A 21,235-nucleotide genomic window follows, 5' to 3' on the forward strand; every position below is an offset into this window, starting at 1 on the left:
GCGCATTCTACCTTTCTGCTTTTAGTTCCAAAATCGAATCCCTTAGGTCTGCGGCACGTTCAAAATCAAGTGCCTTAGCCGAAGCCTTCATTTCTTTTTCAAGTACATCAAGCAATGACTTCTTCTCTTCTTTCGTTAGCTTTTTCCCTTGGGTGATTTTTTCAATATATGATTCGGCTTCTTCTGCCACTTCAGTAGCGCGAATACCGTCGCGAATTTCTTTTATAATTGTCGTTGGTGTAATGCCATGTTTTTCATTGTACGTGCGCTGAATATCACGTCTGCGTTTCGTTTCATCAATTGCTTTGGTCATCGAATCCGTCATTCTATCAGCATACATGATGACATGTCCGTTCGAATTACGGGACGCACGTCCAATTGTCTGGATGAGTGCTCGTTCAGAACGGAGAAAACCTTCTTTGTCTGCGTCGAGTATCGCCACGAGTGAAACTTCCGGTATGTCAATCCCTTCTCGAAGTAAGTTAATGCCAACGATAACATCATACGTACCAAGGCGAAGCTCTCGTATAATTTCAATTCTTTGAAGCGTTTTTATATCAGAATGAAGATAGGTCACCTTTATGCCGATTTCCTTTAAGTAGTCGGTCAAATCTTCCGACATTTTTTTCGTTAAAGTCGTAATAATGACGCGTTCATTGCTCTTTGTTCGTTCATTTATCTCGTGAATTAAATCATCAATTTGACCTTTAATGGGACGAATATCTATTGTCGGATCGAGTAAGCCAGTTGGACGAATAATTTGCTCAATCATATTGGGCGTATGCTCAATTTCATAAGGACCAGGAGTTGCCGAAACATAAATTGCTTCATGCACGCGCTCCTCAAATTCCGCAAATGTTAATGGACGGTTATCCAAAGCAGAAGGTAGACGAAATCCGTGGTCGACAAGCACTTTCTTCCGCGCCTGATCTCCGTTAAACATGCCACGGACTTGCGGTAACGACACATGGCTTTCATCTACAATTAGTAGGAAGTCATCCGGGAAATAGTCGATTAATGTATAGGGCGCAGCTCCAGCGGGCCTTAGCGTTAGGTGCCGTGAGTAGTTCTCAATGCCCGAACAGAAACCCATTTCCCTCATCATTTCTAAATCGTAGCGTGTACGCTGTTCAAGTCGTTGCGCTTCTAGTAGTTTGTCTTCACTCTTTAATTGTTCCAAAGTCTCTACGAGTTCGGCCTCAATATTCTCAACCGCTTCCTCCATCTTCTCTTCACGTGTTACGAAATGGGATGCTGGAAAAATGGAGACATGTTCCCGTTCGCCGGTAACCTCTCCTGTTAGCGCATCTACTTCTCGAATCCGGTCTATTTCATCACCGAAAAACTCGATGCGGATACACCGTTCATCACGTGATGCTGGAAATATTTCAACTACATCGCCCCGTACACGAAATGTCCCACGGGTAAAACTAATATCATTACGTACATATTGAATGGAAACGAATTTCCGTAATAACTCGTTGCGGTCGACTTCCATCCCTTTTCGAACAGAAACAACGAGGTCCCGGTATTCTTTTGGAGAACCTAGGCCATAAATACAGGAAACAGATGCAACAATTAACACATCAGATCGTTCAAATAACGCTGCTGTCGCCGAGTGACGTAGTTTATCTATCTCATCATTGATGCTTGCGTCTTTTTCGATATAGGTGTCGGTATGCGCAACATACGCCTCCGGCTGAAAATAGTCATAATAACTTACAAAGTATTCAACTGCATTATTTGGGAAAAACTCTTTGAATTCACTATATAGTTGCCCGGCCAACGTTTTATTGTGGGCCATTACGAGTGTTGGTTTATTAATTTCTTTGACGACATTCGAAACGGTGAATGTTTTTCCGGTCCCAGTTGCCCCAAGAAGTGTTTGGTGCTTCTCACCCTTTTCCAACCCTTCCAACAATTTTTTTATTGCGTGTGGTTGGTCTCCTGCCGGTTTATATGGGGATTGCAAATCAAAATTTTGAGTCATGTTTTCCCTCCCAAAAAGAATTGTTTCTACTGTATCTATCTTATCATGTTCCCCTTAATTACACGAACGAAAAGCGAACGTTTGTTTTATTTTGTTTTTTACAAAAAAAAACGCTGCATTGACGCAATCTGCAGCGTTTTTCTATATCAAATTGCATCTTCAAACTTCTCTAATTGCCTAGAATATTCTAGAAATCCATTTTCATCACGATTATCGAGTGATTGGTCAATTAGGGTAACAAGACGTTCTTTGATTTGTTCACGGTGAATGCCTTTCAAAAACAGGTCCATATATATTTCACTTAACAGTTTTTCTGCCTGGACCGTAGAACTATTTCTTCCAACTGCCATTATGAACTTAGCATACGAATACTTGTTTTCCACTCCGCTCACCCCTGTGGCCTTTTAATTATTATATAACATGGTGGGTAAGTTGCAAGGACTTTTTCGAATTTTCTTTTTATTTTTATTGTGTTAAAGATAAATACCGCTTCAAGGAATTTCCTTTAAGCGGTATTCATTATTTTATTCTTGTTTCTCTTTTGTTAATTGGATTGTTCCTTCAGAAACAATTAAAACAATGACGACGAGGAGGAAGGGAGTTGGCGTTATCCCATATGCGATGAATGCTGCAATCATAAGCAATAGAGCTTGGATCCACTGCACAAATCGAACCGTTTTCCGAATCGCCGCCGGACGCGTATTTTTCCGTTCAGGAAATAGCATATCCATTCGGAATTCTTCTCCCGCACGCAGCGCATAGATTAGTTGAATTGCCGAAGCAAATGCAAGCGCTCCGGAAAAAATATAGATTACCATTGGAATTGAAATGAACGATGCACCGACTATTGAAATCACCGTAAGTCTCACCCATAACCAAAAAATATCATCGGTTCGAATAAGTGTCCGTTTAACTAAATATGACTGGGTATCATCATTTCCAAATTTCGGGGATCCTGTTAAAAATCCTAGCCACACACGACGACTTACCGAACCTTTCAAATGTGGTACATCTGTGAAATAGTTTGCAAAACGATAAAAACGCATCATTCGATTCTGTTCCAAGGATATAATGTGATCATAAGGGAACGGCTTGTAACTCTTCATCCTTCGCCAATACGTCCCATAAATTCCAATAGGTACGCTCACTAATAAAATGAGGTACGGATACTGACTTAACCAGCTATAAATAAGTAGCGCCGCCAATAAAAACCTAATTGTGCGGTCTAGCCAAATTCGTTCCCCACCAAGAGCATGTCGTACATAATATTCTGTTTCAACGTAGATCCACTTTAAGACAAAGATGAAAACCGCCAACCAAATTAGAATCATTTTCGACCCTGTTTCCGTCGCGGCTAGAAGTGGCAATGCAATAACATAGAGAATAAAGGGCAATGGAAGCTGCGAAAAAGTTGTCCATCGCAATGCTTGCCCTAAATAGTTATGGAGTTTTGTCTCCATAGGTAAAAAGTAAACAGCATCCGCGGGTTTCAGTAAGGTTACTGCGGGCGAATAGGTTACTGCCGCCCCTATGAGAACAGCGATTAACAGTGCAGTCGGAAAGTCTGCCGGTACTTCTTTTAGCCATTCACTATAGGCGTAACCTCCTGCACCTATTGTGAAAACAAAAACAATAGCGAGGTGACCTGTAAACACATATTTCATATACTTTTGAAATTCGGTCATGTAATGAAGGAATCTGGCTCCCCATAGCTCACGCAAATTCTTCATGATTATTATCCTCTGTCATTGCAATGTATAAGTCGTCTAGCGACGCGTCTGGTCTTCCGAACGCTTCCCGTAGTTCATCCATTGTTCCCTTCGCGCGCAACCTTCCTTCGTGGAGCAGGATGATTCTATCACAGTGTTTTTCAGCTGTAGACAAAATATGTGTCGACATCAGTACGGATGCACCTTCTTTTTTTCGCTCAGACATTTGTTCTAGAAGTGACTTTATACCAATCGGATCAAGACCAACAAACGGTTCGTCGATAATATACAGTGGTGGGTTCACAAGAAAGGCACACATGATCATTACTTTTTGTCGCATTCCTTTTGAGAAGTGCGCTGGGAACCAACGCAGTCTTTTTTCCATCATAAACTCACGTAATAAGGATGCCGAGCGAGCTTCAAACACTTCTTTATCAAGACCGTAAGCCATCGCAGTCAGTTCAAGATGCTCACGTAAAGTTAATTCTTCATAAAGAATTGGCGTTTCTGGAATATACGTAAATGATTTTCGATACTTTTCTGGATCCTCTTTAAAAGTGACACCGTCTACACGGATTTCACCGCTGTGGGCATTCATCAAGCCAATAATATGTTTAATTGTTGTACTCTTCCCGGCCCCATTTAGCCCAATCAAGCCAACAAGTTCACCTCTTCCAATTTCAAACGACAAATCATGTAAGACAGGTTTACGAGAATATCCTCCTGTCACTTCTTTTAATTCAACAATTGGCATGTCAATCCCCCATTCTTTATTTCATTTTAGCAAACACGCGAGTTAAATGTCTTGTCCTTTGCATATTCATCATCCGTAATTACATCTAATCTTCGATTCAAGTTAAAATATGCTACAATTATCTAAATAATGAAAGGAAGTGCTGATTTGTCTACTTGTATTTTTTGTCAGATTATCGAAGGAACAATTCCGAGCGCGAAAATTTATGAAGATGAACACGTTTACGCCTTTATGGACATTATGCCAGTAACGAAAGGTCATGTCCTTCTTATTCCAAAAAAACATATAGAAAACATCTATGATTTTTCTGAGGAGCAAGCGGCGCGTTTATTTGCGGCAGCACCAAAAATTGCAAATGTGCTGAAAGCTGAATTTAACCCAGCAGGCATGAACTTATTAAATAATAATGGAGCACCTGCCGGACAAAGTGTTTTCCACTTCCACTTACATTTCGTCCCGCGTTACGATGAAACAGATGGATTCCAACCGACTTGGGAAACTAAACAAAGTAAATATACACCAGAACGAATCCAAGAACTAGCCGCTGTACTTCGTGCTAAGCTACAAAATTAAGCTTGCATGGTAGCTAGGCTTCCTGTATTATCAAAGATAAGTTTTTCGCTATCGATCATGAGGATACGATAGGAGAAATAAAAAATGAGCTGAGCTGAGGAGAGAATAGAAATGAAAACAAAGAATTTAGTTTTAATGGCGATGTTAGTTGCCGTAGGTGCTGCTTTATATTTAGTCATTCCAGGAATTAATGGTGGAATGAAACCAGATTTCATGTTAACAATGATGTTCATAGGAATTTTCTTATTCCCGGATGTGCGCAGCGTATTTTTGCTAGCCATCACAACAGGTGTAATCTCTGGATTATTCTCTTCCTTTCCAATGGGGCTTTTCCCAAACATTATCGATAAGTTTGTGACGGCATTTGTGATATTTGCAATTGTTGTGATTGTTAAAAATGTTACAAGTAACCTAATTGCATCTACAGTCCTTGTTGGATTTGGCACACTGTTATCTGGAACAATCTTTTTATCAGTCGCAATATTCATCCTAGGTGTAGAGCTTCCATTCGGTCCGCTTTTTGTAACTGTTGTACTTCCAGCAATGGCTTTAAACGCAGTTGCATTCTTCGTCATCAAACCGATCGTTATAAAAGTAATGGATCGAACATCATTTTCTAAGCCAATTACCAATTAAATAAAGACATAAAGTTTTCCGCCATGTTGCGGAAAACTTTTTTTGTTTGCTCATCTCATGAATGCGTGGTTTAATTACACTATATAGATTGAACTAATGTGTCTGACATCTCATTTGAGCACACTCCATAATCTCGTTCAATAAGGCGATGTCCACAAAAGAGGGAGCGCCGAGATGATGAGTGGAAGATTACTTTCCACTTTTCATTTCAACTTCTTTCATATTTAGTGAAAATCTTTAGTTCAACCTATATAGTATAGAGAATACTATTTCTAATGAAAGGAGTGCGTTATTTTATGAAAGCTTCTACTTTTTTCCTTGGCATTGCAACTGGCACTGTTGCAGCAGCCGTCACCGTTCTTTATTCGACTCCTAAATCGGGGAGTGAAATCCGAACAACCGTTAAAGACGCATCTACAGATTTATTGGAGATGTGTGACGACGTAAAGGTGAAAATTATCAAGTTAAAAGGATCTATTTCAAAACTTACAAAAGAAGCGAAAGAAACTATCCCCGAAGCGGTGGATGGCTTTAAACAATCTTTCGATAAATGGCAACAGACAACAGAACCAAATAAGAATCGTCTAGAACAAGAACTTTCTGCAATTCAAGATGCACTCGAAAACCTTGAACAAACAATTGCTGCACAGCAGAAATAATTAAACAAAAGGTTATCCATCTCCACTTGGATAACCTTTTGTTTAATTTTATAGTATTTTTGCTATTCGCACTTCTTTCTCGTTTGCTTTCCTGCTATAATATAAGAAAGAGGTTTTCGAAAGCGGGTGTTTCTCATGTCGGAAGAAAATTATTCAATGAAAGAGGCAATGATCTTCAGTCAACGCGTTGCGCAGATGTCAAAAGCACTTTGGAAAGCAGTAGAGAAAGATTGGCAAAAGTGGATTAAACCTTATGACTTAAATATTAATGAGCACCATATTTTATGGATTTCTTATCACCTTAAAGGAGCAACCATCTCGGAAATTGCGAAATTCGGCGTGATGCATGTTTCGACTGCTTTCAATTTCTCAAAAAAGCTTGAGGAACGTGGTTACTTATTATTTTATAAAAAAGATGATGACCGGAGAAATACATATGTTTCAGTAACTGAAGCCGGAGAAAGCCTAATTCTCGAGATGAACAAAAATTATTACGATACGCAACACGGTATTTTAGACGGTTCCCTCCCACTTAAACAATTACATGGTAAATTCCCCGAGTTCCTAGAAGTCATGTCTGTAATCCGTAATATTTACGGCGAAGACTTCATGGAGATATTTGAAAGTGGTTTTGAAAACATAGAAAAAACATTCGATGATTCGATTGGGGAATTATCCAGCACGGTAAAATCTACAGATAATGAATAATCTTGAGCATGGATGTATTCCTTTTCGGGCTATACTCTGCTACTATTAAAACTAGATGGTTAAAGGGGAGGAAATCAGTTTGATCCTTGTAGTTACAGTTCTATTCTCATTATTTTACTTATATCAAATAAATAGAATGACATTCGCACTTTGTGAATCCAAGGAAATCCCTGAAGAGAAACAACCTAAAATATACGGGACGGTAAATATTCTTGTCACTGTTTTAATGTTATCTTTTTTCGTTCAGGTGTTCTTAGCTTTGTAAAGATTCATGAGCCTTAAAACTTACGCATATTAAGCTCATTAAGAAAAGTCCACAATCCCTTAGAGGGATTGTGGACTTTTTTTAAAACCAGACACTTATGTCGATTTTCACTGCTTAATAAACATATGCTGCGCCGACAATAATCAAAAGAATAAACAACACCACAATTAACGCAAAACCGGAAGAACCTTGGTAAGATCCGCTCACGGGAGCACCCCCTCTCTCTCTATCTATCCTATGCGTACCATCCTCAGGCTTATAGGCAAATAAACCGATAATAGATTTTGTTTTGAAAGCGTATTTATGGTATAGTATCTACTGTTGCACACTAATGTTAGGAGAGAAGATATTATGAGAAAAACAATATTAGCACTAACTATGGCGGCTTTTGTCCTTGCATTATCAGCATGCAGTGACAAAGACGTAAAAGGCTCTAATGAAATACTCGCTACAACAAAAGCTGGAGATATAACAAGTGAAGAACTCGTTCAAGAAATGAAAGACTCTATCGGTGTTCAAGTATTCCAAAACCTGGTTCTAAAAAAGGCCATTGAAAATGAATTTAAAGTAACTGACAAAGAATTAAAAGCAGCTATTAAAGAACAAAAAGAAGAGATTGGCGATGAGATTGCTTTTAAAGCTTACCTTGAACAAAGCGGTATTACAGAAGATGTTTTCGAAAAACAATTCGAGTTTTCTTTACTTCAAAAGAAACTGATTGACTCATTGGATGAAGTTCCTGAAGAACAAATCAAAGCTGAATACGATAAAATGAAAAAAGAAATTCACGCACGTCACATTCTTCTAGAAGATGAAGAAACAGCCAATAAAGTAATTGCTGATCTTAAAGACGGTGGGGACTTCGCTAAATTAGCGAAAGAATACTCAACAGAGGAAGTTGCACAAGAAACCGGCGGAGACCTTGGCTGGTTTGGTCTAGGTAAAATGATTCCTGAATTCGAAGAGGTAGCATTTGCTCTTGAAGAAAAAGTTATTAGTGAACCAGTTAAGACAAGCTTTGGTTACCACGTTATCGAGGTCCTAGAATCAAGAGATGCCGAAATCGAAGGTACACTAGAAGAATTAACTCCTAAAATTGAAGAAGGCATTAAAGCTACACTATTTGAAGATAAGCTTACCGAACTTCTGAAAAATGCAGATGTAAAAATTAAAGACGAATCGTTTAAAGGTTCTCTTGATGAATTTCTTAAACCAGAAGAAAAATAAGTATAAGTAAAAGGCTATCCACATAAAAACTTGTGGATAGCCTTTTTGTTTTATTCAAATGAAGGTTTATAAAATGAGCGATTATCCAATGGGAATATTCGTTCAGAGAACTCGCCAGGATTTGTCTTGCCGAGTGCCCGGTCAAGCATATTCATCTTTGCATCAATATTATCAATATAATGAAGCATTTCCGCTTCTTTTAACATTGGTCGCTTCGGGCTTCCCCACTCTTCTTTCCCGTGGTGTGATAATACCATATGTTGCAACAGCATTACCTCTTCCCCAGAAATCTCCAATTCATCCGCTGCTCTAGTGATTTCATTGACCATGATTGAAATGTGTCCAATAAGATTACCCTCCACCGTATACTGCGTTCCTATTGGGCCCGAGAGTTCAATTACCTTACCTACGTCGTGAAGGATAATTCCCGCGTACAATAGATCTTTATTCAGTGATGGATATAAATCTGCTATGGATTTGCCAAGCTTCAACATCGAAACGACGTGATCAATAAGCCCTGAAACATAGTCATGGTGGTTTCTCGTTGCCGCCGGATACGTTTTAAATTCTGCTTCATGCTTTTTCAATACATGCCTTGTAATTCGCTGGATGTTCGGGTTTTCCATTTCAAAGAAAAATTGCATAAGCTCTTCAAACAAAACTTCTTTGCTTTTTAACGCGGAAGGAACAAGATCCGAAATCGAAATACCTTCCTCTTCTTTCACTGGACGAATACTTTTAATACGCATTTGGTTTTTCCCGCGATATTCATGTATGTCCCCACCTACTTTTACGATTGTTCCAGATGGGTACAATTTCACATGTTTCTCAGTCGTATCCCATAATTTCGCATCAAGATCCCCACTTTTATCTTGTAAAATGAGTGTCATAAATGAACTTCCTTGTGTTGTCACACCTGTCGTTGCCTGCTTGATTAGTAGGTAAAGTTCAAAAGTCTCTCCTACTTTGTAGTCCATTAATTTTTTCATTAAACGAACGCCCCCTTTTCGTTTCCAATATTAGAAACGTTAATAACTTTACCATCTATCCACTTGTCCTTCATCTTTTTATGGCAAGTAAAATAGATAAATTGTTGATTTTTTAAAGAATCGAGTAACTCAATCATACGCGAAAGTCGCTCTTCGTCAAAATGAACGAATGGATCATCCATTATGATTGGAAATGGTGCTGATTTGAATACTGATTCCGCAAGCGAAAGGCGCAAGGATATATACGCCTGCTCCTTTGTGGCCTGACTAAGTTCTATAATCGGATAGCGCATACCACTTGCCGACACAGCCTCAAAAATCCCATCTCCAGTCACAACTAGTCCATCGTACTTCTCATTCGTCAGCTTTTTAAACATATTTTCAGCACGCAGAAGTACTTCTGGAAGTTTCTCCTCTTTTAATTCACTCATCGTTCGATTAATTGCTTCCGATATTGCTTTTCGTGCAGACCAATCCTTAGCAAGCATTGCAAGTTCAGCTTTTTTCATTTCAAACATCTGAATCTTATGACCATATGTCTCATCTGTTAATAGTTCCTCTGTTTTATTAGCAAGTGTTGCTTTCTCATAAATAAGCCCAGTAGACTTTTCTTCGATGGTTGACAATTCTCCTTCAAATTCAGCAACATTCTTAGTCAACTCTTCTTCAGTTGTAAATGTTTCCAAATCCTGTGGATCACTTGCTGTCATTTGTATTTCAACAGCCGATAATTGTTCTTTTAACTCGCTGGCTTTCTGATGGATATCATACAATTTATAATAATCTTTTTCAGTTTCGACATCGGCCTCAGTCAATAGTGCGGATAAACTTTCCTCTTGTAGGCTCAATAATGCGGTGGTTTCTTCAAGCATCGGTCTCAATCGCTGCATATTCGCTGTTATCGTTTTCATCGTCTCGGATTCTTCGGATAACTGATTGTATTCTTTCCTCATCAATTCATAAACTGCTTCTGGTGGTACAAAATGTTGCAATACCTTTTCCGCTTCTTCAGTTCGCTTAACAAGATTTTTCTCAACTATTTGTTGACGTCTGTCAACCTCACTTAGATCGCGACCAACTTCTTGCACATCGCGAATCATTCTAAATAATTCTGGAACAATCCCCGGCGATGGAAGCCCATCGAAACCATAGTTTTGGATAAACACATCAAACATCAACTCTGCTTGACGACCTCGGATATGAAGTTCATCGTGTTTCATTTCGAGTGATGCCAATGACAACTCTAGTTCTTGGATTACTTCTTCAAACCGTTCTTTCTCCCGCCCATACAATTCAAGGTGGGCGATCAGTTTCTCCATCCCATGCTCTTGCCCCTCATACTTGGAAATAAATTGCTTCATTTCCTGAAGTTTCGAGTCATGTTCAGGACCCTTTTTCGAATAAAGGAAAGCACCAATCCCACCTATGATAACGCCTATAACGACAATGGGCAATCCTTTTTGTATTATACCTACAGCTATGAAAATTAGTGCAGTAATGAACAATATAATTGGCGATATGTGCATTTTATTTTTCGTTCCGCTTCGCCCAAATGAAACATAGGCTTTTGCTTCAGCAAGTTGTTGTCGAATACTTGGCCACTCGCGTGCTTGTTTGATTTCCTCGTCACTTGGTGTTTCCAATGCTGCATATTTTAACCTTGCTTTGATCAATTCTTCTTTCTTATCCGTAAGTTGAGTTTCCAAAAAACCAAGTTGATTATTCGTTTCATTCATTCCATTGAGCAACTCGTGCATTTCTTCTTCTTTTCTAATCGACACGTCAGCTTCGAAAAGAACCTTTTCTATTTCTTTCTCTCGCACGCCCAAACGGTCGAAAAGGCGTTGTTTTAAACCATTTAAACGCCGCATCTCATCCTGTCCGGAGACTAGAGCCGACCGCCATCCGTGCCACTCTGTTTCTTTCGCCAACAATAATTCAATTGCCTTAATACGTTCAGGCTGATGGCTTGTCGGAATTCTCGCTTCCATCTCAGCCAATTCTTCTTCTATTCTTTGTTTCGTTGCCTTTGTTTCATTTAGCTTTCCAGAAAGCGATTCGAAACGGCGTATACCATCCGAAGGAAAATCACTTTTACCTAATTGAGCAAGCTCTTTCTCAAGAACCTCTTTCTTCTTTTTTAGCGGAAGTAGTTGTTGCAAAATCGTTAAGTGCTGTAAATGCTTTTTCAGGGCTCTCTCTTTTTCATTTAATAAAGAAAGCTGCTTATCTATCTCATGAATCCTTTCAATCGACGGCATGTACTCCGCCACTTTTAGCTGTTCTTCGTTTACTTCTTTTTCCAGATTTCGGAGTTCCTTAATTTTTACATTCATAGCAGGATTTCTGCCTGACTTTTTAAATAGCTCGCCCATCTCTTTCTCCATCTGTTTACCCATTTGTAAAAGTGAATCAACGCCCGTAGTTCCAGATGCAAGTAGGGTTCGGCTTAGTTCTTCCTCATTCATTTTCTCAAAGCCTTGTAATTGTAGAAGTGAAAACGAAAAAATCGATTCAAACGAGGTGCGATCATAGTGACGAAGAAGCTCCTTTAACGCCTCTTCTCCTCCCCGCGTCCCGTCTTCAAAACGGACCGTGACATCGCCCGCGGATTTTCCACGTACTCGTTCGACTGAGCATCGACCGTAAATGTCATCCAATAGTTCAATCTTTCCACCATATTTCCCACCCATTTTCGGTTCATATCGAAGTGTCGCGCTATTACGCTGTGGAAACCCAAATAGCACATGGAGTATAAACTGCTGAATTGTCGTCTTGCCGGCTTCATTTAAACCATAGAGCACATTCATACCAGACCCTAATTCAACAGTAACATTTTCATGTTTTCCAAAACCATAAATGATCAGCTGTTCAATTTTCACAGTGCCACCTCATTCTATTTCCAACTTTTCCGCTGCAAATATCGAAACAGCCTCTTTTTTTACATCGGCTATTGCATTTGCCGTTAATAACTCTAAATACTTCACGCTTGCCGTATGTTGATAAACGTCGTTCAGTATCTCTTTCCAATCTTCTTCAGTCCATTCATCCATCATTCCAAGCACAGACTGCTGAAGTGCACTAGATACTGCCCCTGCCGCCCCCTGTTGCGTCAATAATATCGATTGCACCCAAATGAACGGCTCTCCTTCTCCGGTAGCTTCCCGAAGCACACCAAGCCATTCCTCGTTAGTCGATTGACTAAACAGAGATGCAGTTTCTATATCTACATCAACCATTGTCAATTCAACAATAGCAGCCCCTCGCTCTGCCCTAAATGAATCAAGTGCTTCTGTACAAGCCTTTAGCCATTCATTGGCATGACGTATGCCTTCACACGAGATTATTAATCGTTCAAAGACAAGCGCCGAAGCTGGAATGAATTCAAGTAATGCACCAGTTTTTGAAAGTTCCACTTCATAAAATCCTTTTTCACCACGCTCATTCCGATGCCGCCCTTGTATATTACCAGGGTAAACAATCGGTGGTTCAGCGTGTATGTGCTGGCGAAGATGTATATGGCCAAGTGCCCAATAATTATAATGTTTCGCAAGCAATTCTTCTTTCCTAAAAGGAGCATAAACCGCATGCGATTCATCACCGGCTAGACTACCGTGCACCGTACCGATATGGAATACATCATGGTTATCTGCTACCGGATAGTGTTCTATCATCGCTTCACGAATATGACGTTCTTTATAGCTAAATCCATAAATAAATACGTCTTGCCCCCGAATGTTTAGCTGCTTCTTCCCGACACTTTCCGAAAATACATGCACATTGGACGGTAAATCAAATCGGGTCCACCTTCCGCCTAAATGATCATGGTTTCCGTAAGAGATGACGACAGGTATATTTGCTTCATGTAATTTTTCCATTCCTTCTTGAAATTTCAATTGGGCACGCAAACTACGATTTTCTCCATCGTAAATATCCCCCACGATGAGAACAAAATCTGGGGTTGATTGAAGAGCATGTTCAATTAGCCTATCAAATGCGGTAAATGTACTGGCACGCAAGTTTGTTAATTGGTCCATAGGTAGCTCAGTCATTCCCTTAAACGGGCTATCCAAATGCAAATCAGCCGCATGAATAAAACGAATCGTCGACATATAAACCCTCCTCCATAGAACGAATACTTGTTCCTATTTTATCACAAAGATTTGAATATTAGTAGGAGACTAATATTAATAAAATCAAAATACCCCGCAACTAATGTAACCAGTCGCGGGGGTATGAAATCCAATCCGTTATTCTTTCCCTAGCTGAATGGCTTTCTTAATGTCTTTCAATGACCGTGACGGGCCATACATTAGAACACCGCCGCGGTAAACGCGTGCACCAAACCAACCAAGTATAAATATCGTCACGAGCATAATGCCAATTGACAATAATGGCTCCCACATAGGTAGATCAAGCATCCCTACACGCAAGAACATTACCAGAGGTGCAAAAAATGGAACGAAGGAAGTATATTTTACGTAAGTCATATCCGGATTACTAAGTCCGGTAACTGCAATCATAAATGCAACGATAACAAGAATCATAATTGGCATAATTGCCTGTTGGACGTCTTCTGTTCTACTAACGAGCGATCCTAATAAAGCCGCAAGAGTTGCGTAAAGGAAATATCCAAGTAAAAAGAACACAACTGCATAGATAATTGTAGTCACTTTCATATCAGAGAAACCCAAAAAGGAAGCTGCCCCATCGGCCAAGTCCGAGGATGTCGTTTGCATCGCTATAAATCCGGAAATACCCAAAAGTGCCATTTGTAAAAGACCGAGAGATCCAATGCCTAAAACTTTAGCAAACATATGCTTCACCGGCGAAACGCTCGAAATAAGAATTTCCATAACGCGTGAAGATTTCTCCGTTGCCACTTCTGTTGCAATCATACTCGAGTAATAAATGACCGCGAAGTATATCAAAAACATCAGTACATAGACGAGACCTCGTGCTTGGTTCAGCTCCTCCTCAGATTTAGCTGATGCTGACACCGCTTCTTGTTTAAATTCTATTGGTGCGAAGAGCGTTTGTACTTGATCAGGTAACAACGACAATTCCTCCGCTTTTATTTCTGTTTGAATTGACTGCAATGCGTCTCCAATCATCATTGGAAGATTCAACTCCATTGCATTCATCGATGTGAAAGTTGCTTCTATTGTATTCGACGAACTTAGTCCCACGGCAAGGAATGAATCAATTTCTCCTTCACTTACTTGCTGCGTTAGTTTTTGTACCGATTCCTTACTCTCTTCTATGATAATTCCTGATTCATTCGTATTAAATTGGGTCGCTAACTGTTCGGCCAGTACACCGCTATCGTCGATAACATAAAGGACTTCTTCGGAATCCCCCCCTGTCACACTTTTGACCGAATCAATAATGGAGGAGAGGTTTGCAAATAGAAATATTGATGCAATCATAATTGCTGTAGTAACGATGAATGATTTCGTTTTCGCTTTCGTTATAAAGGCCTGTTTAAAAATAATCATGAATTCACGCATGCACTTTCCCCACCTTTTCGATGAAAATGTCTTGTAGTGACGGTTCTTCAATCGCGAAATGACGAATTGGACCCGCTCTTAAGGCGGCATTCAGTAATTTATCGGCAATAATTTCAGATTCAACCTGATACACTGCGCCTTCAATAGATTTAGCCACTGAAGTAACACCTGAAATTTTTCCAAGTTGCGAAAGATCATTATCGGAATGAATGCGGACGTTCTGTTTACCAAAGGAGCGCTTTACATCACGAAGCGTGCCGCTAACAATCTGTTTTCCATGGTGAATAATACTTAATTGCTCACACAATTCCTCGACATGATCCATGCGGTGACTTGAGAATACAATCGTCGCCCCATCATTCCTAAATTCCAGGATAGATTCTTTCAACATTTCAACGTTCACAGGATCCAGACCTGAAAATGGTTCATCCAAAATTAGCAGTCTTGGATTATGCATTAGTGACGCAATAACTTGGATTTTTTGCTGGTTCCCTTTGGAAAGCTCCTCTACTTTTTTATTTGCATAATGAGAAATCTCCATACGTTCCAACCACTTATTCAATGAAAGCTTTGCGTCATTCTTTTTCATGCCCCGTAATTGCCCTAGGAAAATGAGCTGGTCCTGTACTTTCATTTTTGGATATAGGCCACGTTCTTCCGGCAAATACCCAATTTCGGGACTCGTTTCATAACCAATCGGTTTATTGTTCCAAGTAATGCGCCCCTCATTCGCGTTCAGTAATCCAAGAATCATACGGAATGTCGTTGTTTTACCAGCCCCATTCGCACCTAAAAATCCATACATCGTCCCTTCGCCAACCGTTAATGTTAGCCCATCAACAGCAGTAACATCCCCAAATCGTTTCGTTACATTTTCAAGTATTAAAGCCATGTTGTTTCCCCTTTCCTCTTTCTTACTACTAGTCTATACGAGCCTGAATCAATGAAGTTTCATTTAAATTTATTTTTCTGATTAAACCGGTCTTCAAACCTAATTAGACAGTCATTATTAATTTCACTTCCCAGAGTTTTCATAGTATAATGAATCAAATACATACTAGAGGAGAATCGACATGAGAGTGTACAAATTGACTGCATATGAACCCAAAGGAAAAGTAATCATAGATGACATTCTAGAGGCTTCTACAGACGAGGAAGCTAAAGTAAAAGGACTTGCTATTTTGGAAGAAAAAAAACTGCTTGAAACAACACACCGCCTTGCTTCACCCGCTGGAAAACTATTATTATTTCACTCATAAAAAATGATTTTATACGAATGGATGAGGTGCGTAGAATGAAAATCGCATTAATTGCACATGATGAAAAGAAAAATGAAATGGTAAACTTCAGCATCGCTTATGAACATATTTTTGCCCAGCATTCCTTATACGCAACAGGTACAACAGGTAAGCGAATTATGGAAGAAACAAATCTGTCTATCGAAAGACTTATGTCAGGACCTCTAGGCGGCGACCAGCAAATAGGCTCAATGATTGCAACAGGGGATATGGATTTGATTCTTTTCTTCCGCGATCCGTTAACTGCACAGCCCCATGAGCCAGACGTTAGTGCTCTACTTCGACTTTGCGATGTCTACGGGATTCCACTCGCAACGAATATCGCTACGGCTGAACTTTTAATTCGCTCTGTTGAAAAAGGTTATTTCTCCTGGCGTGAAACCGCGAAAAAATATATTTAATAATTACTAAGCGCCTACTTAATTTGACATTAAGTAGGCGCTTAGTTTTTTAATTATGGAACTTGTTTAGAAAGGAATACTTCGGCCAAAATAATTATTTTTCATTATTATTATTTTCCAGTAAACACAGGCTTTCTTTTTTCAACAAATGCTTGAATGCCCTCTTGATGATCGGCCGTTTTATGCATTGCCACTTGTGTTTCACTTTCCAATTCTAGGATGCGATCAAGTTCTTTCGTTTTCTGATCATGCAAGATCTTTTTAGATGCGAGCATAGTCGCAATTGGAGAGCTAAGTAGTTTATCTGCAAAAGCATTTCCATATTCGGCGGCCCTACCGATTGTAACTACCTCTTCAATGAGCCCAATTGCCAATGCCTCATTGCCGTTCATTACTTTCCCCGACCAAATAAGATTCTTCGCTTTTGGAATCCCAACTCGCTCTTTCAAGAAGAAGTGACCTCCACCGTCAGGTACAAGACCTATGCCAATGAAATTCATCGCTAGCTTACTGTCCTCTTCAGCGATAATGTAATCACAACCTAGTACTAAACTGAATCCTAGCCCTGCTGCTGCGCCGTGAACGGCTGCAATTGTTATTTGTGGCAATGTGTAAAGCGCTCTTGCCAAGCGTGACACATCCCCCATTACATCTCCGATTTCCATTGGATTATTAGGATCTAGCATAGCTTTTATATCTCCGCCTGCGGAAAATGCGCGCCCCGCTCCTTGAATTAATAATACTTGTACGGTAATGTCCTGTTTCAATGATTCAAAGACATCTGCAAGTTCCCCCATCATAACGCCATCCATTGAGTTCATTGCTTCGGGTCTGTTTAGTGTTAGACGTGCGAGACGTCCCTCTTTTTCCAATTTCACTGTTTGATACGACATAACTGCCACCTCTTCCAAATAAATGAATTGCCATTCACTTATTCTTATTCGACGCTTTTGTCGTAACTCCTTTATTTAGTAATGGGTGCAGGATATATTGCATTAAGATGCGCTAACTTTTTCTCAATTGATTCTTCATAGGATATTATATACGCTGCTGGATCTTTGGGATTGTAAAACTGTTTAATTTTACCTGTTTCTGGATGAATAAATTTGCTAGAAGCCCCGCACCCAACACCAATCACTGTCTGGACTTCCTCCATCATAATGATGTTGTAAATACTTTCTTCACCTGGCTTTGCGTACCCGACGTTCTCCAAGTTTCCTAAAATGTTTTTCTGACGGTACAAATAATAGGGATCATAGCCGTTCGTCACATTCCACTCTTCTCCCAGTTTCATCATCTGTTCAACAGTTTTCCGGTCCGCGACCTTGTACTTATCTCTGTTTTGAGACATCGCAGATGCACGCTTAAAGGATAACGTATGGATTGTAAGTGATTCCGGCTGCATTTTTTCAGTTTCAGCTAGTGAATGTCTGAACTCTTCCACGCCTTCATTTGGCAGGCCTATTATAAGGTCCATATTAATATTTTTCATGCCCATGTTGCGGGACAACCAAAACTTATCCACAGTCTCTTGAACAGTATGATGGCGCCCGATTGCTTTCAATGTTTCATCCGTATAAGACTGTGGATTGACACTTATTCTGTCAATATCCCATTTTTTCAACACGTCAATTTTCGCAGGTGTAATTGTATCCGGACGCCCCGCTTCAACGGTAACTTCCCTAACATCTTTCATATTAGGAAACGAAGCGTACATCGTCTCATACAATTCGTCCATCTCTTCAGCCTCAATACTCGTCGGAGTTCCCCCACCAAAGTATATTGTGGTAATTTTCATATTGCGTTCAGTAAGCCATTTACCCATTTCACGAATTTCTTCGTGTAAGCCGTCTAAAAATGATTCGACCCGACCGCTTTTCCGTCGAATTGCAAATGCGGGAAACGTGCAATACGCACACTTTGTTGGGCAAAATGGAATCCCGATATATATACTTACTTCATCTCTTAAATCGTATAAGTCCGGGACAGATCGTAGTTGTATCGCAGCGATTTTCGCTAAAAGTTCACTTTTTTCTTGAGATACGCGATACTTTTTCATTATATTTTCGATTGCCTCTAAAGAACTATGCCCTTCCTGTCGATACTTATGATAGAGCTTCATTGGTCTTATGCCTGTTAAGATACCCCATGATTGTTCCATTCCCGTTGCCTGTTCAAGTACTTCCAGGAAGACGTGTGAATAAATCCGCTTAATTTGACGAGATTTTACTTTTTCGTCCCCGTTTTCTTCCTGTTCAGAAAACGTTGCACTATAATTATTTCCTTCATGTGAAAGTTGTACTTTCCCAAGTAGTTCGCCTGCTTCACTTTTCTCCAAAGTGAAATCGGCTTTTATCGCACCTGGTTCGTCTTCCGTAACAATTTCACATTGTTCAAAGAAGAGATTAGCTAGATGAGCGAACATCCGAATCCAGTCCTCGGCAAATGTATTTTCAATCTTTATTTTCTGCATTTTTCTTTCCAACTTTCCATTTTATAATTGACCCCCGATACTATGGGTACTAGGAGGATTTTTACATTGACCATTTTATTTAAAAGAAAAAAAGCTGTTTTGCCACCGCTTACAACATTGGCCATGAAAGAAAAGCCAAATGTCCAGATTTTAAATGACCTAGACAAGGATATAGAAAAACAACTACCCATGATTGGATTCACTGAAGATGACCTATCAGTGTTACCCGAACCTATTCCTCACTTACAAGAGAATGTGAAGTCTATTGTAGCAAATTTTTATGTAAATCTCGAAAATGAATCGTTGCTATCGATAATCCTCAATACAAACAGTGTTATTAGGAAATGAACGACTTGGTTGAGGTTGAGTGAGTAATAGTGAATTACGTGAGGATGTTCGAAGAGTTTTTCTAAACTTCAACTCTATTCACCAAAGTACCGAAGAAGTCTCAGCTTCGGCGAATGATATAGCAAATATGCAAAAATAAAAAAACGGCCGTAGGCCGTTTATTAAGTTAAATCGATTCATAAATTTCTTGTACAGGTTTCATAAGGACACGATTAACTTCTTCGATTAGTCCACTTAACTTCATTTCCGATTCGAGCATCCCCATTATCTTCTCGTTCGTTTGTGCAAGTTGGGCTGTTTTTTGTGCATATTCAAGTTCCTCTGGATTTATTTCTTCTCCAGCCATTTGTTTCTCTTGCATGTCTAATTGGATTTTACGGAAATTCTTGAATAGTGCTAGAGCTTCTTCGTCCGCGATAACAACCGAAACTGCTTCCTGAACCTCTGCAAATTCTGCTGTCTTTCTGAATGTGGATTCCAATTTGTTTAAATCGTCATAAATATTAACTGTCATGTGAATTCCTCCTAAGATAAGTTTGTTGCAAATACGATTAGACCTTGCACGACTCCAATTACGCCCCCGAGTACAGCACCAAGTACGGTAATCATTTTAAACTCGCGTTTGGAAATGCCGAGCACAAGATCCTCCAAAACTGATACTGGAAATGAATCGACTTGCTCTTTAACCATATCACCAATTTTTAATTTTTGAAGTGATTTCTCTAATTGTACTTCCGCTTGTTGAAATGCAAAACTAGTTAATGCCGGTGTCACGTTAACGGCTGTCCAATTTACACCATCAGGCCAATAATCAAATAATGTTTTGTCCAGTCGCGATTCGATTGCAATCTCTCTTTTGGCATAGGACCTAACTGAATGAAATAGTCCGTCCCAATCAAATTCTGAGAGTAGTTCATTGACTGGTCGTTTCTGAAGTTTCTCCCATTCGTTTAGTATAATCGTGTTAACCAGATCGTAAGTACCGGGGGCCCCGATAAACTTTAATGCTTCCCGTTGTACTTTACTAACGAGTGATTCCGATTCACCGAATAGCATGTTCACCATACTACCTAGTGTTCCTTTCGAAGCAAGAAAATCATCGATAAGCTTTCGGAACATGGCTCTTCCTTCTTCAGATTCGAAGTAGTTTTCTGATTGACTCAGAATGTATCCCGTTATTTGCGGTATGCGCTCCGCCGCTTCTGCACGCCATTTTTCAGGCAACACTTCATCAACTGTGCCTGTGGTTACTTTTATACGCAGACGATCTAGTTGATCATCAAGTACACCCAATACTTGCAGTTCCACTTTGTCAGCAACACCCGTAGCCCCTGCGACTGCTAGCCAGTCGTTCAATGTTTTATCTGAACGCAAGATATGTTCATCTAGTTTTTCTTGTAGAAAAGTCTCAGCCTTAGCCTCTACTTCGGGGGTTAATAACTTTCTCTTAAATGTCTCAGGGGTCAAGAGGTAGTTCGTGACCGTTCTTCCAAATTGGACTGCTAATTCATCACGTCTCTTCGGAATAAGTCCGGGCGTAAAGGGTACACGCCACGAGCCAATATATTTTGCCTCATGAGGTCTGAAAAGCATTTTTATGGCTAGGTGGTTTGTAAACCCTCCAATTAATGCGCCAATAAACGCCATAAATGCTAATGTCCATATAAAATCCAAATCGCTTCACCTTTTCTCGTT

At 39.8% G+C, this 21,235-nt stretch carries 23 protein-coding genes; 9 read left to right on the forward strand and 14 right to left on the reverse strand.

All coding sequences use genetic code 11. From position 1 onward, the window contains the following. Positions 1-7: 7 nt before the first annotated feature. The 4 genes from uvrB to KSU66_RS16185 form a co-directional block, all read right to left on the reverse strand. The gene (uvrB, locus tag KSU66_RS16170) at positions 8-1,990 is read right to left on the reverse strand and encodes an excinuclease ABC subunit UvrB (RefSeq protein WP_269052505.1); all 1,983 of its coding nucleotides are present in this window, start codon (positions 1,988-1,990) and stop codon (positions 8-10) included. Between the two features lie 146 nt (positions 1,991-2,136). After that, positions 2,137-2,373 carry an IDEAL domain-containing protein gene (locus KSU66_RS16175; protein ID WP_269052506.1) on the reverse strand — a complete coding sequence of 79 codons (237 nt, stop codon included), beginning with the start codon at positions 2,371-2,373 and terminating at the stop codon, positions 2,137-2,139. 141 nt (positions 2,374-2,514) lie between these two features. Then, positions 2,515-3,720: an ABC transporter permease gene (locus KSU66_RS16180; protein ID WP_269052507.1), complete on the reverse strand. Its 1,206-nt coding sequence runs from the start codon at positions 3,718-3,720 to the stop codon at positions 2,515-2,517. Then, positions 3,704-4,453 (reverse strand): ABC transporter ATP-binding protein, encoded by a 750-nt coding sequence (locus KSU66_RS16185; RefSeq protein ID WP_269052508.1) that lies wholly within the window; start codon positions 4,451-4,453, stop codon positions 3,704-3,706. Before KSU66_RS16185 ends, KSU66_RS16180 begins: the two co-directional genes overlap by 17 nt. A 147-nt stretch (positions 4,454-4,600) precedes the next feature. On the opposite strand from KSU66_RS16185, the gene KSU66_RS16190 reads away from it, so the two are divergent. From KSU66_RS16190 to KSU66_RS16210, 5 genes are all read left to right on the forward strand, one after another. Then, positions 4,601-5,026 (forward strand): HIT family protein, encoded by a 426-nt coding sequence (locus KSU66_RS16190; RefSeq protein ID WP_269052509.1) that lies wholly within the window; start codon positions 4,601-4,603, stop codon positions 5,024-5,026. 111 nt (positions 5,027-5,137) lie between these two features. Then, positions 5,138-5,662: a tryptophan transporter gene (locus KSU66_RS16195; protein ID WP_269052510.1), complete on the forward strand. Its 525-nt coding sequence runs from the start codon at positions 5,138-5,140 to the stop codon at positions 5,660-5,662. A 296-nt stretch (positions 5,663-5,958) separates the two neighbouring features. Next, positions 5,959-6,321, forward strand: coding sequence for a YtxH domain-containing protein (locus tag KSU66_RS16200; protein WP_269052511.1), 363 nt, complete (start codon positions 5,959-5,961; stop codon positions 6,319-6,321). A 135-nt stretch (positions 6,322-6,456) separates the two neighbouring features. After that, entirely contained in the window at positions 6,457-7,029 is a 573-nt protein-coding gene (locus KSU66_RS16205; protein ID WP_269052512.1) for an HTH-type transcriptional regulator Hpr, read from the forward strand. A 79-nt stretch (positions 7,030-7,108) separates the two neighbouring features. Next, on the forward strand, positions 7,109-7,294 hold the full coding sequence (locus KSU66_RS16210) for a hypothetical protein (RefSeq protein WP_269052513.1): 186 nt from the start codon (positions 7,109-7,111) through the stop codon (positions 7,292-7,294). Between the two features lie 114 nt (positions 7,295-7,408). Here the strand turns inward: KSU66_RS16210 and KSU66_RS16215 are convergent, their stop codons facing one another. Continuing rightward, positions 7,409-7,501 carry a YjcZ family sporulation protein gene (locus tag KSU66_RS16215; RefSeq protein ID WP_269052514.1) on the reverse strand — a complete coding sequence of 31 codons (93 nt, stop codon included), beginning with the start codon at positions 7,499-7,501 and terminating at the stop codon, positions 7,409-7,411. Between the two features lie 144 nt (positions 7,502-7,645). On the opposite strand from KSU66_RS16215, the gene KSU66_RS16220 reads away from it, so the two are divergent. Further along, positions 7,646-8,521 carry a peptidylprolyl isomerase gene (locus tag KSU66_RS16220; RefSeq protein ID WP_269052515.1) on the forward strand — a complete coding sequence of 292 codons (876 nt, stop codon included), beginning with the start codon at positions 7,646-7,648 and terminating at the stop codon, positions 8,519-8,521. Between the two features lie 50 nt (positions 8,522-8,571). Here KSU66_RS16220 and yhaM read toward each other — a convergent pair whose 3' ends face one another. From yhaM to KSU66_RS16245, 5 genes are all read right to left on the reverse strand, one after another. Further along, positions 8,572-9,510 carry a 3'-5' exoribonuclease YhaM gene (yhaM, locus tag KSU66_RS16225; protein WP_269052516.1) on the reverse strand — a complete coding sequence of 313 codons (939 nt, stop codon included), beginning with the start codon at positions 9,508-9,510 and terminating at the stop codon, positions 8,572-8,574. After that, positions 9,510-12,392 carry an ATP-binding protein gene (locus KSU66_RS16230; RefSeq protein ID WP_269052517.1) on the reverse strand — a complete coding sequence of 961 codons (2,883 nt, stop codon included), beginning with the start codon at positions 12,390-12,392 and terminating at the stop codon, positions 9,510-9,512. Before KSU66_RS16230 ends, yhaM begins: the two co-directional genes overlap by 1 nt. A 9-nt stretch (positions 12,393-12,401) precedes the next feature. Beyond that, positions 12,402-13,622, reverse strand: a complete 1,221-nt coding sequence (locus KSU66_RS16235) for a metallophosphoesterase family protein (RefSeq protein ID WP_269052518.1) — start codon at positions 13,620-13,622, stop codon at positions 12,402-12,404. Positions 13,623-13,760: 138 nt separating this feature from the next. Then, complete coding sequence (locus KSU66_RS16240) at positions 13,761-15,020, reverse strand: ABC transporter permease (protein ID WP_269052519.1); 1,260 nt, start codon at positions 15,018-15,020, stop codon at positions 13,761-13,763. After that, a complete protein-coding gene (locus KSU66_RS16245; protein WP_269052520.1) occupies positions 15,013-15,912 on the reverse strand; it encodes an ABC transporter ATP-binding protein in 900 nt (299 codons plus the stop codon). The genes KSU66_RS16240 and KSU66_RS16245 overlap by 8 nt, the downstream gene beginning before the upstream one ends. Positions 15,913-16,093: 181 nt before the next feature. On the opposite strand from KSU66_RS16245, the gene KSU66_RS16250 reads away from it, so the two are divergent. Both KSU66_RS16250 and mgsA read left to right on the forward strand, forming a co-directional pair. Then, positions 16,094-16,279, forward strand: coding sequence for a YhzD family protein (locus tag KSU66_RS16250; protein ID WP_269052521.1), 186 nt, complete (start codon positions 16,094-16,096; stop codon positions 16,277-16,279). Positions 16,280-16,314: 35 nt separating this feature from the next. Continuing rightward, positions 16,315-16,719, forward strand: a complete 405-nt coding sequence (mgsA, locus tag KSU66_RS16255; protein ID WP_269052522.1) for a methylglyoxal synthase — start codon at positions 16,315-16,317, stop codon at positions 16,717-16,719. Between the two features lie 110 nt (positions 16,720-16,829). Here the strand turns inward: mgsA and KSU66_RS16260 are convergent, their stop codons facing one another. Both KSU66_RS16260 and KSU66_RS16265 read right to left on the reverse strand, forming a co-directional pair. Continuing rightward, positions 16,830-17,612, reverse strand: a complete 783-nt coding sequence (locus KSU66_RS16260; RefSeq protein WP_269052523.1) for an enoyl-CoA hydratase — start codon at positions 17,610-17,612, stop codon at positions 16,830-16,832. A gap of 71 nt (positions 17,613-17,683) precedes the next feature. Beyond that, positions 17,684-19,192 (reverse strand): coproporphyrinogen III oxidase, encoded by a 1,509-nt coding sequence (locus tag KSU66_RS16265; protein ID WP_269052524.1) that lies wholly within the window; start codon positions 19,190-19,192, stop codon positions 17,684-17,686. 66 nt (positions 19,193-19,258) lie between these two features. On the opposite strand from KSU66_RS16265, the gene KSU66_RS16270 reads away from it, so the two are divergent. Continuing rightward, positions 19,259-19,540: a protoglobin domain-containing protein gene (locus tag KSU66_RS16270; protein ID WP_269052525.1), complete on the forward strand. Its 282-nt coding sequence runs from the start codon at positions 19,259-19,261 to the stop codon at positions 19,538-19,540. Positions 19,541-19,706: 166 nt separating this feature from the next. Here the strand turns inward: KSU66_RS16270 and KSU66_RS16275 are convergent, their stop codons facing one another. Both KSU66_RS16275 and KSU66_RS16280 read right to left on the reverse strand, forming a co-directional pair. Continuing rightward, the gene (locus KSU66_RS16275) at positions 19,707-20,054 is read right to left on the reverse strand and encodes a YlbF family regulator (protein ID WP_269052526.1); all 348 of its coding nucleotides are present in this window, start codon (positions 20,052-20,054) and stop codon (positions 19,707-19,709) included. 11 nt (positions 20,055-20,065) lie between these two features. Beyond that, a complete protein-coding gene (locus KSU66_RS16280; protein ID WP_269052527.1) occupies positions 20,066-21,214 on the reverse strand; it encodes a DUF445 domain-containing protein in 1,149 nt (382 codons plus the stop codon). Between the last annotated feature and the right edge of the window lie 21 nt (positions 21,215-21,235).

It is taken from the genome of Sporosarcina sp. G11-34 (assembly GCF_026931025.1).

Bases quoted from the DNA above. Each gene is read 5' to 3' on its own strand.
- KSU66_RS16195 (WP_269052510.1), top strand. From the start codon at position 5,138: ATGAAAACAAAGAATTTAGTTTTAATGGCGATGTTAGTTGCCGTAGGT.
- KSU66_RS16200 (WP_269052511.1), top strand. From the start codon at position 5,959: ATGAAAGCTTCTACTTTTTTCCTTGGCATTGCAACTGGCACTGTTGCA.
- KSU66_RS16265 (WP_269052524.1), bottom strand. From the start codon at position 19,192: ATGCAGAAAATAAAGATTGAAAATACATTTGCCGAGGACTGGATTCGG.
- KSU66_RS16185 (WP_269052508.1), bottom strand. From the start codon at position 4,453: ATGCCAATTGTTGAATTAAAAGAAGTGACAGGAGGATATTCTCGTAAA.
- mgsA (WP_269052522.1), top strand. From the start codon at position 16,315: ATGAAAATCGCATTAATTGCACATGATGAAAAGAAAAATGAAATGGTA.
- KSU66_RS16205 (WP_269052512.1), top strand. From the start codon at position 6,457: ATGTCGGAAGAAAATTATTCAATGAAAGAGGCAATGATCTTCAGTCAA.
- KSU66_RS16260 (WP_269052523.1), bottom strand. From the start codon at position 17,612: ATGTCGTATCAAACAGTGAAATTGGAAAAAGAGGGACGTCTCGCACGT.
- KSU66_RS16245 (WP_269052520.1), bottom strand. From the start codon at position 15,912: ATGGCTTTAATACTTGAAAATGTAACGAAACGATTTGGGGATGTTACT.
- KSU66_RS16250 (WP_269052521.1), top strand. From the start codon at position 16,094: ATGAGAGTGTACAAATTGACTGCATATGAACCCAAAGGAAAAGTAATC.
- KSU66_RS16240 (WP_269052519.1), bottom strand. From the start codon at position 15,020: ATGCGTGAATTCATGATTATTTTTAAACAGGCCTTTATAACGAAAGCG.
- yhaM (WP_269052516.1), bottom strand. From the start codon at position 9,510: ATGAAAAAATTAATGGACTACAAAGTAGGAGAGACTTTTGAACTTTAC.
- uvrB (WP_269052505.1), bottom strand. From the start codon at position 1,990: ATGACTCAAAATTTTGATTTGCAATCCCCATATAAACCGGCAGGAGAC.
- KSU66_RS16235 (WP_269052518.1), bottom strand. From the start codon at position 13,622: ATGTCGACGATTCGTTTTATTCATGCGGCTGATTTGCATTTGGATAGC.
- KSU66_RS16275 (WP_269052526.1), bottom strand. From the start codon at position 20,054: ATGACAGTTAATATTTATGACGATTTAAACAAATTGGAATCCACATTC.
- KSU66_RS16180 (WP_269052507.1), bottom strand. From the start codon at position 3,720: ATGAAGAATTTGCGTGAGCTATGGGGAGCCAGATTCCTTCATTACATG.
- KSU66_RS16220 (WP_269052515.1), top strand. From the start codon at position 7,646: ATGAGAAAAACAATATTAGCACTAACTATGGCGGCTTTTGTCCTTGCA.